We start from the raw sequence: 14,497 nt of genomic DNA on the forward strand, positions 1-14,497 counted from the left end.
TCACATCAACGATTTATATTCGACTACGAGGGGGAAAACACATGTTTAATATTCACCGGGTACTGGGCAAAAGAGGGGTTAAAGGATGTGCAGCATTACTGACGGCTGTGTTAATGATTACGGGATGCAGCGGTGGTTCCGATGGATCAAGTGAAGCGAACTGGGTATCCATCGAGAATCGTTATACGGTTGATCCGGAGAAACCAGCATGGCAGCTCGATAAGAAGGAAGAAGTGACCGATCTGACCTGGTACGTTAATGCCGACTGGTGGAATACCGATTTTGGCAAAGATATCGTCACCAAAAAGATCAAGGAAGACTTGAACATTAACATCAAATTCATTACAGGCGATGATACCAAATTAAATACCTTTTTTGCCGGTGGAGATATGCCTGACCTGCTGACGGTGTTTGATTCCAATTCGCAAGTCGTGAGCAAAGCATCAACCTGGGCCATTCCTCTGAATGATTTGGCCGAGAAATATGATCCGTATTTCAACAAGGTCGCGGCTGCGGACACGATGAAGTGGTTCCAGCAAGAGGATGGCAAGACCTACGGTTATCCGAACTATTCCAACACACAAGCAGATTATGATAGCGGTAACATTCCAGCCAAGACCGCCTTTATCATCCGCAAGGATGTATATGAAGCGTTAGGCAGTCCAGTCATGGGAACACCGGAGCAATTCCAAAGTGTAATGAAACAGATCAAGGAAAAGTTCCCATCGCTCATTCCGTTTGGCTTTAACGCCATCGGTGGAGGCACCGGTTCGCTTGGCGATGCGTTGCAGGATTTTATCGGCGTACCCCTGGAGGCGGCAAACGGAGAGTTCTATGACCGCAATCTGGACGAAGATTATCTGACTTGGCTGAAAACCTTAAACGCTGTATACAGAGACGGCAATATTAGTGATGACAGTTTTGCGGATGACGGTACGGCCTTTGAAGAAAAGGTGAAATCCGGCAAATATGCGGCGATGCTGCTCGACGGTACACCTCAACAGGGCGGAAACCTTCAGATCTACATGAGTGATAACGAAGGCAAAGAGTACATCGCCATTGATGGGCCGCAAAGTACCAAGGGCAACGCACCAACACTGAATCAGTCCGGTATTACAGGCTGGATGATTAATTTCATCTCCAAGGATGCCAAAGACCCGGCTAAAGCGATGCAAGTTTTCACGTATTTGCTGAGTGAAGAAGGCCAGATACTGATGAACTATGGCGTTGAAGGAGAGACCTTTAAGAAAAAAGCTGACGGTACGGTGGAACTACTTCCGGCCGTGAAGGACATGCAATTGCATAATGCGGACCAATTCAAGAAGGATTATCGCTTGGGTGAATTTATGTTTTTCGGTCATGACCGTCATAAGGCGCTGAGTGCCGATGCCTTCCCGGAGGCTATTAAACAAATGCAAACATGGGGCAAAGGCAAGCTGACCCCTCATTTTATTCTGGAAAATATTAACCCGAACCTGGGCACACCGGAAGCCCGCGCCTTGTCCGCCATTAACACCAAATGGAACTCAACACTGGTAAGCATGTTGCGTTCGAAGGATGATGCCTCGTTTGACAATGCCCTTGCCGCATATCAATCGTTCTTGGAGGAAAATCGCTGGCCTGACATTGTGAAGATCCGCAGCGAGAAGATGAAGCAGAATAAAGAGAAATTAGGCATGCAATAATGAGGAGGCTTTGCGATGACAACATCTAAAATGTTCAAAACTACGGGGGAAAATGACCTGTTTCGTCTTGTTCCCCCCGAGGAATACAATCCGATCAAGTCCATGGACGCTGATTCGATGGTCGTAACCGTTCAACTGGATGATCGTCAAACGTACCAGGAGATGGACGGGTTCGGAGCGTCATTTACAGATGCTGCGGCATATTTGATGAATCAAAAGATAACGCATGAACAGCGAGTTGAAGTGATGTCACGGCTCTTCCATCCGACAGAAGGGATCGGTTTGTCGGTGATTCGCAACCCGATGGGCGCTTCGGATTATGCCCGCACGGTATACAGTTATAACGATCTGCCTGACCATCAGACAGACCCGGAATTAGCCGGATTTAGCATTGCACATGATGAAGCGGACATTATTCCGTTAACCCGGCAGGCGCTTGCACTGAATCCCGATCTGAAACTGTTCGCTTCGCCGTGGAGCGCACCCGGCTGGATGAAAACAAGCGGCTCCATGATTACAGGCCAGCTCAAGCCTGAGTGGTATTCGGCATATGCGGAGTACTTTGTAAAATATATTCAGTCCTATGCAGCTCATGGTCTGCCAATCTATGCAATCACCCCGCAGAATGAGGCTTTGTATGAGCCTGGACATTATCCGGGCATGCTGATGCCCGCTGAGGCGCAAGCAGAGTTCATTCTCAATCATCTCAAGCCAGCTTTTGTACGCAACAACCTTGACACCAAAATCCTGTGTTATGATCACAACTGGGATCGTCCGGATTATCCGCTGACCGTTCTGGAGCAGGCAGGAGAAGCCGTGGATGGAGTGGCATGGCATTGGTATGGGGGAGATGCTTCTGCCCAATCCAAAGTATACGAAGCTTTTGCGGGAAAAGAAGTGCATTTCACCGAAGGTTCTGGAGGGGAGTGGATTCCACCCTTTGAACAAGCGTTCTCCAATGTGATTCGAACGGGCATTCACATTTTGCGAAACTATAGCAAGTCACTCGTTCTATGGAATATGGCACTGGATGAACATAACGGCCCTACAGTGCCGGGTTTTGGACAGAGCACGTGCCGTGGAATTGTGCAGATTAATCAGCAGACGGGAGAGCTTGTCTACACGCTGGATTATTACGCGCTAGCTCATTTCAGTACTTTGATTCGCCCTAAAGCGGTTCAAATCCAATCGGTGTCCAGCGAAGATTCCATATATACAGTAGCTTTTCGCAACACGGACGGAAGCACAGCATTGGTACTGTTTAACGATGAGCAAGAAGGCAAACAGGTTAAGATTGAAATGCAAGATCAAGAAAGCCTTGTTGTATACATGGAATCCAAAAGTGCTATATCCATATTAATATCGAACGATTAAAGAGCAGTAGCCCGGCTATGACCTAATGGTTGTAGAAATGAAAACACCTGCCTCAGCATGTATTCATGTTTTCTCGACATTCCTAGAGAGCAATAATGCGAACCACGCAGACCGCCAATTGGCGGTCTTTTATCTGTTTTCTAAACTGTTGTCTGTTTTTTGATCGTTTTCTGATCATTTTTCTAACCTTTTAAGGGGATTTCATGCATGCAGTCCGAATAAAGTACAAGATAGAATGTATCTGTCCCTGAATTTTTTGGGTGATGGCTCGTGTATAAATAACCAACTTTGGAGGACTTCCATGTATAAACTGATGATTGTGGAGGACGAATTGCTAATGCGCGTGGGCATTCGTTCCATGCTGAACTGGGAAGAATATGGTTTTTGTATAACAGGTGAGGCTAGTAATGGAAAAGAAGCACTGGAGCTTGCGCTTGAAAAGGTACCTGACTTGATCATTACAGACATCCGAATGCCCGTAATGGACGGATTAGCGTTAATCAAACAGTTATCCCCATCGTTAAAAAACTGTAAATTCGTCATTCTGAGCAATTTTGATGAATTAGATTACGTGAAAAATGCTTTAAAGTTCGGTGCCACCGATTACTTGATTAAAAGCGAAATTAATGAGCAATCGCTCATCGAGCTTTTGACGAATATACGGGAGAAGTTGCAAAGTGAACAGCATCCATTAAATGCCTTACCCTACGTATTCCCCGAGTATTCCAAGAGTATTCGTTATTTGAAGGATAGCTTTTTCCAAGATATTGTAAGCGGATTCACCCATGAGAAAGAATTGCTTACCAAAGCCAAAGAACTCCATTTTCGTATCCAATCAGACCAGTTAGTGGTCATCAAATTCATCGTTAATCATTATGAGAAGGTCAAACGCAAATACATTGAAAAAGGGGAAAAGCTGCTCCGTTTCTCGATACTCAACATTATGGAAGAGGTTATTCCATCCCGGTGGGCAAAGGAGATTTTTGTGGAAAGCTCGTCTGAATACTGGGTAGTGGTTAATGTCCGATCTGACACGGAAGCACATGCTAACCTGAACAAGCTGATTCGTAAAGTACTCACTTCCCTTAAGGATTTTATGAACCTGTCACTTACAGCGGGAGTAAGTTCGATTAGTTTCGGCTTTGTGTCGCTGCGGAAGGCTTGTCAGGAGGCAGAATTTGCGCTTAAGGAGCGTTTTTTTACGGGTGAAAGCCAGATCCTGTATGTTGAGGATATACGTGAAACCCCCAGTAGGGAAGACGTTGAACATCTGCTGAGTCCTCAGCAGGAGCAACAATTCATGAAAATTTGTATGAGCAAAAATAAGGAGAAAGCCCGGCAATTTCTTGAAGAAATCTACATTGACCTGAAGACCGTAAGGGCAGGCGAGAACAGTATCCGCAAGCAATACCTTACGTTGCTCGAAACAATGCAGGCCCATTTGCTGAACAGCACATCACGAAGCAAGCTTTCCATGACGGAGAAATCCCCCTATGAGATTGTCCTGAACGGGGAACATTGGCAGGATATCCATGAGAATGTGCTGACTTATATCACGGAGACATTTAACGCTAGCTCCCAGGTCACACACGAGCTCAAATACACGGACCTCGCAATAGACATCATCAACAGTTATTATGCAGAGGATCTTTCATTGCAAAGTGTAGCTAGCCAGATTAACGTGAATCCGTCCTATTTAAGCCGTTTGTTCAAGCAGGAGAAGAAGGAAAATTTCATCTCTTATCTGACCCGGGTTCGGATTGATCATGCGAAGGCTTTTCTCCTCAGCAAAGAGCTGAGAATATATGAAATTGCCGATAAAGTCGGGTATCACAACTACACGTATTTCAGTAAGATTTTCAAAAAGAACACAGGGCTTACGCCAGAGGAATATCGGGAACAGCAGCATGTGCATGCCATTCGGAAATAGAGGTGTGATCGATGAAATATAAGCGGCCTTTTCAGATTAAATACAAGATTATGGTGATCTGTATGATCGTCATCATCTTTCCTGTCGTTGTGATGACTATTAATTCGTACTACTCTTCCGAAAGGTTATTATCACAGAATTACAATACACTGCTTAATGATTTGACCAAACAGACGAACATTCGCATTGACGAGTTTTTGAAAGAAATCGAAAAGATCACGCTGCTCGCCAGTAATGGACTCAGTGACAGTTTATCTGCTACCCATGAAGGCAGCTTTCCGATCCAGGATTTTCTGCGTGTAAGTAATGAAGAAAACGAAATCTCGGCATATAACATACTAATGAATTACATCATGATGAAGGATCGTGTATTTTCCATTTATCTCTACAATATGAACGGAGGACAAGACCTGTTTGTAAGTCCACATCAACCGATTGACAAGGCCTTCAATGTGAGAAATGAGCTGTGGTTCAAGAAGTTTATGCATGAGGACGAGCGTACGATCACGTTAACAACCCGGGTTGACAAGCAACTCGAAAACAAAGTGCTGGCCGTGTCCCATGCACGAAAAATTCATGATGTCACGAACGGCAAATTGCTTGGCGTGATGGTGGTTAGCATCGATATTAAATTTATCGAAATCGTCAATCGTAACTTGCAGGAAGGACTTCGATCCAGATTCATGATCATTGATGAGGACGAAAAGATCGTTTACAACGTCAACGACCAGTTAATTGGCACCTTGTTTCGGGATAACGTTCGTCCATCCGAAGCAACCAACGTCGTGGTAAAGAGTCCGCTTAGTCAGCAGAAATGGACTACATATGTCTATATGCCGCTGGAAGAGCTAACTGCCGATGGTAGAATACTAGGTAAAAACCTCGTAACGCTAGCGATCGTCATGTCACTTTTCGCTGCGGTGATCTCCATTTTCCTGTCTCACGTCATTACACGTCCCATCAAAAAGCTGTTAAACAATATACGTCTTGTCGAAAAGGGGCAATTTGAGCAGGTGCAGGATATTCGCTCCCGTGATGAGATTGGTCATTTATCCACCAGATTCAACCGAATGTCCCATGAATTGAAACGAATGGTGGAACGCATGCAGCAGGAAGAGGTCGAGAAGGCCGCTGCCGAGATGCGGGCACTGCATGATCAGATTAACCCGCACTTTCTGTATAATACTTTAGGTTCCGTGAAATGGATCGCTTCCATGCAACAGGCCGACAAAATTGTAGATATGACCGATGCACTGATCTCTATGCTCCGATATGCCACCAAGTCTGATGGAAGTCTCGTTATGATTCGTGAAGAATTAACTCACATTGCACATTACGTGACTATCCAAAATGTTCGATATTATGGCAGTATTCAGATGAAATATGAGATTGATGAGAACCTGCTACAATATGCAATGCCTAAAATGATCCTGCAGCCCATCGTCGAGAACGCGTTCTTTCACGGTCTGGCCGAGATCGAAGAGGATGGCGTAATTACGATTCGAATAGGATCTCAGGAGGAAGACATCTGCATTGAAGTTTGTGATAATGGAACCGGCATGGATCAGAGTATGGTACGAGGCTTGATGGAGGAAAAGCATGAAACAGGAAATGGAGGCCGGGGGATAGGCCTCTATAATGTACAACGGCGTATTCAACTTCACTTCGGTGAGCCGTATGGGATACAGGTGAAAAGTGAGGTCGGCAAAGGAACAACGTTTGCAATTCTGCTTCCAGCGATCTCCTGTTTATCGGAAAACAAGTGAATGTGTCTTAGACAGTCGCATGTGAAGTCGCTTTTGCTGTCACTTTAGCCTTTAACACTGCCCAGTACCAGTCCTTTGGTAAAATACTTTTGCAAGAACGGATAGATCAGCAGAATCGGTATCGCACCGAGGAACATCTGCGCGGCTCGCCCTGTCCGGGCATTCATCATGGATAACAGTTGCGTGTAATCCGATCCGGATTTCAGCATCATCTGCTCAAAGCTTTGAAGCAGCGTCTGCAAATAGCTCTGTAACGGATAGTTGGCGGGATTGTTCATATAGATAATGCCGTCAAACCAAGAGTTCCAGTGACCCACAATGCTGAACAATCCAACCGTCGCGAGCGCAGGTTTGAGAAGCGGCAGCATAATGCGGATCAACACTTGCAGAGGGCCTGCGCCGTCAATGATAGCCGATTCTTCGATCTCTTCAGGAAGTCCACGAATAAAGTTCATCAGAATAATCATGCTGAACACGGGGAGCGCTCCTGGCAGAATCAGAGACCAGATGGAATCAATCAGTCCCATTTTCACCACAACCAGATACGTCGGGATTAAACCGCCGCTAAACAGCATCGTTACGATAAAAAATCCCATGTAGACGTTGCGCCCCATCACCTTCTGTTTGGTTTTGGATAAAGGGTAGGCTGTGAGCACAATTAACACCAGATTCACAAGTGTACCCAGAACCGTTCGCTGGATGGCAACCCATAGCGAGGAATAAAACGCGCCACCCGAAAGAGCAAACTCATAAGCTTTGGTTGTGAACTCGACAGGCCAGAAGGTAACACTACCAGCCGATACCGCTGAACTGCTACTGAAGGACACAGCGAGTAAATTCACAAATGGCAACACACAGAGTAGCGAGATGGTCAGCAGGATAGTGTAATTTATAATAAGAAACACGCGTCTGCTTATACTTTTATCATAGATCATGCGAATATGCCCTCCTTAGAAGATACGGTAACCCGCCACGCGGTAAGCTAGAATGTAAGAGACAGCGACTAGAATGCAGGAGATCACGGATTTGAATAATCCAACGGCGGTCGCAATGGAATATTGGGCTTGCTGTATCCCCAGACGATAGACATAAGTATCGATAATATCACCGGTCTGATAAACGACAGGAGAGTAGAGGTTGTAAATCTGGTCGAAACCGGCATTCAACACGTTTCCAAGAGAAAGCACAGACATCAGAACAATCGTTGGCATGAGTAGGGGCAGGGTGATATAGAGTGTTTGCTTCCAACGCTTGGCTCCATCGATCACTGCGGCTTCGTATAGTCCGGGGTCAATGCTGGTTAAAGCCGCCAGATAAACGACCGTTCCAAAACCGAAACCCTTCCATATGTCACTCACGATCATTGTCCATGGGAAGATGGAAGGGGTACCGAGAAAAGAGATCGGCTTGACGCCGAACAAACTCAGAAACGTATTCACGATGCCATTCGCACTTAGAACATCCAGCATGATACCCGCCATAATGACCCAAGACAAGAAATTCGGTATATACACGAGGGTCTGAAAGGTGCGTTTGATCCCGTTGTGCAAGACTTCGTTCAGCAGCAGTGCGAAAACAACCGGCACCACAATGCCGCCAAGCATTTTGAATATGGACATGTAGAGGGTGTTCCAGATCGTTCTCACAAAGTTAGGCTGATTGAATACATGCGTGAAATTGTCCCATCCAACCCACGGTGAGTTAAAGCCGAGACCGGGGTTATATTTTTGAAACGCAATAATGAGTCCATAGAACGGGATGTAGCTAAAAATAAATACCAGCACAACGCTGGGGATCAACATGAGGTGGTAAGGACTTTGCTGCTTCCATTTTTTCAGCATGGCTTTTCCTCCGTTCAGTTATCAAAAAGAGGGGATGAGAACGGGCTCACCCCCTCCGGCTTCACACCGCAAATGCTTTATTTCCCGTAGGCTTCGTTGACTGCTTCAATGGCATTATCTCCACCAGCTGCTCGCCAGTTCTGTACGACCACGTCAAAATAATCGATGCTTTCACTGCCCATAATGATTTTGGTAAATCCTTCGGTCAGAATGTCATCCAGCGTTGTGCCGTAACTGGAGAGAGCTTCCGGCGTAACACCCCATAGCGCGGTTTTGATATAGTTGTTGCTATCAAGCACTTTTTTGGCCAGACCATACGCATTTTTCGGAGCACCCTGTTGCAAATAATCGCCAGTTGCTCCCGGTGTCGCATTTTTAATAAACTCCACGCTATTATTGTATTTCTGCCACATTCCTGAAGTCGTAAGTCCGCTTGTATCCTTCGTTTCAAGAGCTTTGGACACAGCCTCAAACTGCTCATAGTCCGAATTCGGATTAAGTACACGGAACGCACCAACCACGTGGGCAATATCATTATCGAGCAGGGCAGACAGTGTCTCCGGTGTTTCCTTGCCGTTACCTTCATCTACGATGTAGGCATAATCATTCAGGATTTCGATCACCGCTTGCGGATTGGCGGCATCTTTTTTCATAACAATGTAGTTGTTGTTGGCAAAAAAGATCGACTGTTTTGCTTCCTTACCGTCCACGGTTGGAATGAGATACGGATAAAAGATCGCATCTTTGCCCAGATTGGCAATCGTATCTACGCCCGGATTATACCCCCACCACTGATAGTAAGGCTGAATGCCTACTTTACCAGCAACGATGTCGGCATTCATCGCGTTGAAATCTTTAATTGCAAATTCGGGATCAATAATGCCTAATTTAAACCACTCCGCCCACTCGGCAAGCGCGTTTTTCATCTCAGGTTGAATGGAGCCATAGGTGAGTTTTCCCGAATTATCTTCAATCCACATGTCGGGATGTGCATTCCATGCAATGGCAAGCAGGTTGAGGTAGTCCAGGGATTGATCCACAGCAATGCCGTATCCGCCGTGTTTCTCCATAAATTTGAGTGCCATATTTTTGATATCTTCAACGGATTTCGGATCTTGCAGTTTAAGTTCTTCTTTCCAGTCGTTCCGGATCCAGATAAAGTCGGGCTGTTCAATTAACCCCCAGTGCATCTGCGGTATACCGTAGAGCTTGCCGTCTTTTTTGCCTGATTCGTAGCTGTCTGCATCCGCTTTCATATACCCTTTCAGACGTTCCGAGGCATGCTGTTCAAAGGCTTCTGTCAAATCCATGACCATATCGGCTTCAACCAACTGGCGTAGCTGAGAAGGGTTCACTCGAAAAACGTCAGGTAGTTCATTGGAAGAGATGGCGAGATTGAGTTTTGTTTCATATTCATCACTGACCCAGTCCGTCTTGACGTTAATGTTTAACTTCTCTTTATACCGGCGAGTCCAGACATTATTGGTGATATCATCGCCCTTTGGATATTTCGCTGAACTATACTCCGATGTGACCGTATGAATGGTGACTGCACCTGTGCCGTCATCGTCCGCATCGGTCTGTGTTTTACCTTTTCCCGTGTCACTACAAGCTGTGATCAGCAGAGTAGACATACTCACTGACATGATTAGAAGCTTCATCTTTTGGTTCATTCACGTTCCCCCTCAAGTTCAAGTCATATTTAGGAAAGTTGTACTTGAAGATATTGTAATGGAGAATAAGAGGAGGGGATATAAACGTTATTGACCAGAATCTGTATGATTTTTTACTTTAGAGGAAGATTGAGAGAGCGAATGGGATGAAAAGTGTGTACGGATCTTGCACTTATTTGAACTGTGTTGCACTTTTTTGACCTGTTCGAACCAAAGAAGATCGTGAGAATTATCGGAAGTATACATATTTTTTCAGCTTAGTTGTGGCTATTCGTTGCGCTGCGGTGTCTAATTCGTTGTAAATCAAGAGGAGGTTCACACCATGTCAGGAGCTCATGACACAGATTTCACACCTGTTTATCCGGATGAACAGGATAGCAATACCCGATTTGAACACATCTATGCATTATATCGTGACCGCATCCGTAGTTACTTTTTGCTGAAAATAAATGCCATGGTTGCAGACGACCTTACACAACAGGTGTTTATGAAAGTCTCGGAGAACATGCATCGCTTTAGAGGGAGTGCGCATATTTTCACATGGATCTTCAAGATTGCTCAGAATACGTTAAAAAACGAATATCGCAGATTGTCACGTCAGAATGAAACACCGCTTGATTTTACACAGTTAGAATCCCAATCCATCACTCTTGAATTTACAAAGTATGTTGACTTTCGAATTGACATTGGCGCGGCACTACAAACACTGGATGAGAAAAATCAGGAGATTATTGCGTTACGTTTTTTCGCAGATTGTACACTACCCGAGATTGCGAGTATTGTTGGCATGCGTGAGAGCGCAGTGAAGAACCGATTATATCGCGCTCTTGGAAAGCTGAAGCATGAATTAAATGAATGGGGGAACATGGCCATCATGTCGATTGAACAATTGATTTCTATCGAAAATAAAGGAAGTTCAGAACATTCGGTTAATCGTCTGAAAAAAGCAAATCATGATCTCTTCACGCAACTAAGTGGAAATGTCGAACGACTGGCGACCAAATACAATTACCAGCCCAAACGTAAAGTCATCATTGAAATGTATCCAGATCTGCCAACGTTTCATCGGGCTGTAGGTGAAGTGGATGCGCCTAACTGGTTCACGGGTACGTATGAAGAAAATATTCTTAAGATCGTATCACCACTTAATCCCGGACCGGAACATACCTACGAGTCTATTATCAAAGGTACGGTTCACCTGTTCTCCATGTGGCTGATTGAGGAGATTAATCCGCTGGCCCCCAAATGGATTAGACAAGGAATTGGCGGATACGAGGCTAAACTTATGACGCCCTATTTTCTTGAAAATTCGACGAAAGAGGCCATTCGCACGAATTCTATTCCTACTTTTGCTCAATTAGACGATGATACATGGGATTTCGAAACCAAGAAAGGATTTCAATTCTCGTATATGTTTGTCGAGTTTGTCATAGAGAAGTACGGTTTAGAAGCTATGAATCAATTGATCCGTCAGCCGCAGGATCTCAAAGGCATTTTAGGCTGCTCAGAGACTGAATTTCGTCAGAAACTGGTTAACTATCTGAATCAATTATTTTAAGAACTCACACGAAACGAACGACAGTTTAACGGTTAATAAGCTCAGACACCTTCAGCAACATGTAGTCCTGTTCATTATGGGATATCATGACTGGAGGTGTTTTTTTACATTTAAATAAGGTAGAAGGAAGAATGAAGAAGGTTTGAAAGAAAGTTTATAGCGTTCGTTCATGTTCCGTTCATATCGCATTCATTCTAGGGACATCGAAGTTAAGTACACTTGACTTGGAGTAAAACAAGACCCACCCGAGAAGGAAACATGACATAAAGGAGCTGAAGGTGTTGATTGAACCAAGTCATTCAGATTCAAAAAAAACAAAAGCGAGCCAGGATTCCAAAGTCAAGCGAGTGCTTAAACTTTTACTAAAAGTCATAGCCTCTATACTTATCGTCATCCTGCTTTTCATCGCGACCGTGTTCACGGTGAACCAAGTCAGCAGTCATTCTGAACAAAAGCGACTGGAACATTACGGGCAACAGGTATCTGTCGATGGAAAACGAATGAACGTATTCATGCAGGGGGAAGGGAAAGAAACGATAGTCATCTTACCTGGGTTCGGGACAGCTTCTCCTGCGCTTGATTTTAAACCGCTCATATCCGAACTGAGTCCTTATTATAAGGTCGTAGTTGTTGAGCCTTTTGGTTACGGACTAAGTGAACAGACTGACAAGGAACGTAGTTCGGCTAATATCACGCATGAGATCCATAGTGCGTTGCAAAGCCTCGGTATCAAACGTTATACGCTCATGGCACATTCTATCTCAGGTCTCTATAGCCTGGACTATGTGAACCGTTATGCAGATGAGGTACAAGCATTCATTGGACTAGATCACAGTGTTCCGTCTCTTAGTGAGCAAAAAGTTGAAGCGTCCGACATTGAGCCCATTAAATGGTTCCGTAACCTTGGTTTTGCCCGTGTTCAGTTGAAACTGACTGATGACCCGTATGAAGGGCTCTCCTATGACGACGATACCAGGGAGCAATTAAACATTTTAATCCGTAAAAATATGTACAACAACACACAATTAAACGAGGCCGTAAGCATGTATTCTAATTTCCATGCAGCGAAACAGCTTACCTGGCCAAGTGATTTACCAGTTCTTTTCTTTGTACAGAAAAATCACCCGGTCGTGAAAGAGTGGGTTGCAGAACATGAGAAACAGATGACGAACGCTAAACAGGGAGAAATGGTTTTACTGGAGGCAGGACATTACTTGTATCGCTCCCATCCCAAGGAAATCGCTGAGAAGATCAAGGAATTCACCGAAAAGATCGCTACAGATTGAGGCAACGGCGTTATATGGCGTACTTAAAGTACCCGTGTAACGCTTTTTTTGTTATTCTATTGTTTTACGGGCAAAATGCTGATACAGCATCGTATAGTGAACACATAATCAGGGGGTTTAAATATGCAACTTTTAGTGCTCGGGGCTACTGGACGTGTCGGAAGCCATATCATTACACTCGCGCTTCAAGGCGGACATCATGTAACTGCATTGGTGCGTAATCCAGAAAAAATAAACAAACGCCATGATCGCTTGACCGTTATTCAAGGAAATGTGTTGGAATCCGAAGATCTTCTCCGTGCTATACAAGGAGTTGATGCGGTAATCAGCGCGCTGAACACGGATGGAACAACTACACTGTCCAAAAGCATGCCGTTACTCATCAATGCCATGGGGCAGGAGGGCTTAAAGCGAATCATTACTGTAGGAACAGCCGGTATTCTGCAAAGCAGAACCGAGCCAGAGAAACTTCGATATCAGTCGAGTGAATCCAGACGTAAGTCAACTAGGGCTGCCGAGGAACATGAACAAGTGTACACGTTGCTTAAAGGCTCCACCTTGGAGTGGACCATTGTATGCCCTACGTATTTGCCAGATGGGGAGGTTTGCGGCAACTACCGGGTAGAGCGTGACGTTTTACCTGAAGGAGGCACAGAAATTACCGTTGGCGATACCGCTGAATTCACCTATCGTCAACTCAGCGACCGCCGCTTTATAAATGCACGCGTAGGGATATGTTACTGATAAGCCTGCATGAAAACAGCCTGCCTTCAATTCATAGAAGTCAGGCTTTTTTAATCTTTATACAACACTGACATTCTAGAGCAGAACACTCTCCCCGGTTCTTCAAACTATTTGTAACACTACTTCACACGTTTGGAGATAGGGTGATCCTCATTCATTTGCAGCAAATCCCACAGGTTCCCATAAAGGTCTTTAAATACAGCAACGATGCCATAGTCTTGTTCCTTTGGTTCTCTCACAAATTCAATGCCTTTGGCAACCATGTCCTTATAATCTCTCCAGAAGTCATCGGTATTCAGGAACAGGAAAACACGCCCACCAGCCTGGTTACCGATAAAAGGCTGTTGCTCCGGTTTGGAAGCTCTCGCGAGTAAAATGGTTGTGCCTATAGATCCCGGAGGGGCAATCACCACCCATCTTTTGTCCTGCTCAGGTTGATAGGTGTCTTCAAGCAATGTGAAGTTCAATTTTTGAGTATAAAATTCGATCGCTTCATCATAATCGTTAATGACCAAAGCGATATGTATAATCGACTGAATCATAAGGGGGCCTCCATTTCATCTTTTGGTCAACGATACAGTTATACCATTGGAATTGGAGAGACTACAACGGTAAATAAGGAAAAGCAGGAAGTTTCCCT

11 protein-coding genes are annotated in these 14,497 nt (G+C 44.8%); 7 read left to right on the plus strand and 4 right to left on the minus strand.

Going from position 1 to position 14,497, the window contains the following annotated elements:
* Positions 1-41 precede the first annotated feature (41 nt).
* The 4 genes from BLQ13_RS03755 (at position 42) to BLQ13_RS03770 (ending at position 6,755) form a co-directional block, all read left to right on the plus strand.
* Complete coding sequence (locus BLQ13_RS03755) at positions 42-1,685, plus strand: type 2 periplasmic-binding domain-containing protein (protein ID WP_090916133.1); 1,644 nt, start codon at positions 42-44, stop codon at positions 1,683-1,685.
* A 15-nt stretch (positions 1,686-1,700) separates the two neighbouring features.
* Positions 1,701-3,059, plus strand: coding sequence for a glycoside hydrolase family 30 protein (locus BLQ13_RS03760; RefSeq protein WP_090916135.1), 1,359 nt, complete (start codon positions 1,701-1,703; stop codon positions 3,057-3,059).
* 301 nt (positions 3,060-3,360) lie between these two features.
* On the plus strand, positions 3,361-4,989 hold the full coding sequence (locus tag BLQ13_RS03765) for a response regulator (protein WP_167375629.1): 1,629 nt from the start codon (positions 3,361-3,363) through the stop codon (positions 4,987-4,989).
* Positions 4,990-5,000: 11 nt separating this feature from the next.
* Positions 5,001-6,755, plus strand: coding sequence for a cache domain-containing sensor histidine kinase (locus tag BLQ13_RS03770; RefSeq protein ID WP_090916138.1), 1,755 nt, complete (start codon positions 5,001-5,003; stop codon positions 6,753-6,755).
* A gap of 44 nt (positions 6,756-6,799) precedes the next feature.
* Here BLQ13_RS03770 and BLQ13_RS03775 read toward each other — a convergent pair whose 3' ends face one another.
* The 3 genes from BLQ13_RS03775 to BLQ13_RS03785 form a co-directional block, all read right to left on the minus strand.
* Positions 6,800-7,690 carry a carbohydrate ABC transporter permease gene (locus BLQ13_RS03775; protein ID WP_090916140.1) on the minus strand — a complete coding sequence of 297 codons (891 nt, stop codon included), beginning with the start codon at positions 7,688-7,690 and terminating at the stop codon, positions 6,800-6,802.
* A gap of 15 nt (positions 7,691-7,705) precedes the next feature.
* Positions 7,706-8,596, minus strand: a complete 891-nt coding sequence (locus BLQ13_RS03780; protein ID WP_090916142.1) for an ABC transporter permease — start codon at positions 8,594-8,596, stop codon at positions 7,706-7,708.
* A gap of 77 nt (positions 8,597-8,673) precedes the next feature.
* The gene (locus BLQ13_RS03785) at positions 8,674-10,269 is read right to left on the minus strand and encodes a type 2 periplasmic-binding domain-containing protein (RefSeq protein WP_090916143.1); all 1,596 of its coding nucleotides are present in this window, start codon (positions 10,267-10,269) and stop codon (positions 8,674-8,676) included.
* A gap of 322 nt (positions 10,270-10,591) precedes the next feature.
* Between BLQ13_RS03785 and BLQ13_RS03790 the strand changes: the two genes are divergently transcribed.
* The 3 genes from BLQ13_RS03790 (at position 10,592) to BLQ13_RS03800 (ending at position 13,857) form a co-directional block, all read left to right on the plus strand.
* Positions 10,592-11,827, plus strand: a complete 1,236-nt coding sequence (locus tag BLQ13_RS03790; RefSeq protein ID WP_090916145.1) for an RNA polymerase sigma factor — start codon at positions 10,592-10,594, stop codon at positions 11,825-11,827.
* A gap of 278 nt (positions 11,828-12,105) precedes the next feature.
* Positions 12,106-13,113, plus strand: a complete 1,008-nt coding sequence (locus BLQ13_RS03795; protein ID WP_338060859.1) for an alpha/beta fold hydrolase — start codon at positions 12,106-12,108, stop codon at positions 13,111-13,113.
* 123 nt (positions 13,114-13,236) lie between these two features.
* The gene (locus BLQ13_RS03800) at positions 13,237-13,857 is read left to right on the plus strand and encodes an NAD(P)-dependent oxidoreductase (RefSeq protein ID WP_090916149.1); all 621 of its coding nucleotides are present in this window, start codon (positions 13,237-13,239) and stop codon (positions 13,855-13,857) included.
* A gap of 119 nt (positions 13,858-13,976) precedes the next feature.
* On the opposite strand, the gene BLQ13_RS03805 is transcribed toward BLQ13_RS03800, so the two are convergent.
* Positions 13,977-14,399, minus strand: coding sequence for a VOC family protein (locus BLQ13_RS03805; RefSeq protein WP_090916152.1), 423 nt, complete (start codon positions 14,397-14,399; stop codon positions 13,977-13,979).
* Positions 14,400-14,497 lie beyond the last annotated feature (98 nt).

The sequence above is a fragment of the Paenibacillus polysaccharolyticus genome (genome assembly GCF_900102085.1).
Lineage (GTDB): Bacteria > Bacillota > Bacilli > Paenibacillales > Paenibacillaceae > Paenibacillus > Paenibacillus polysaccharolyticus.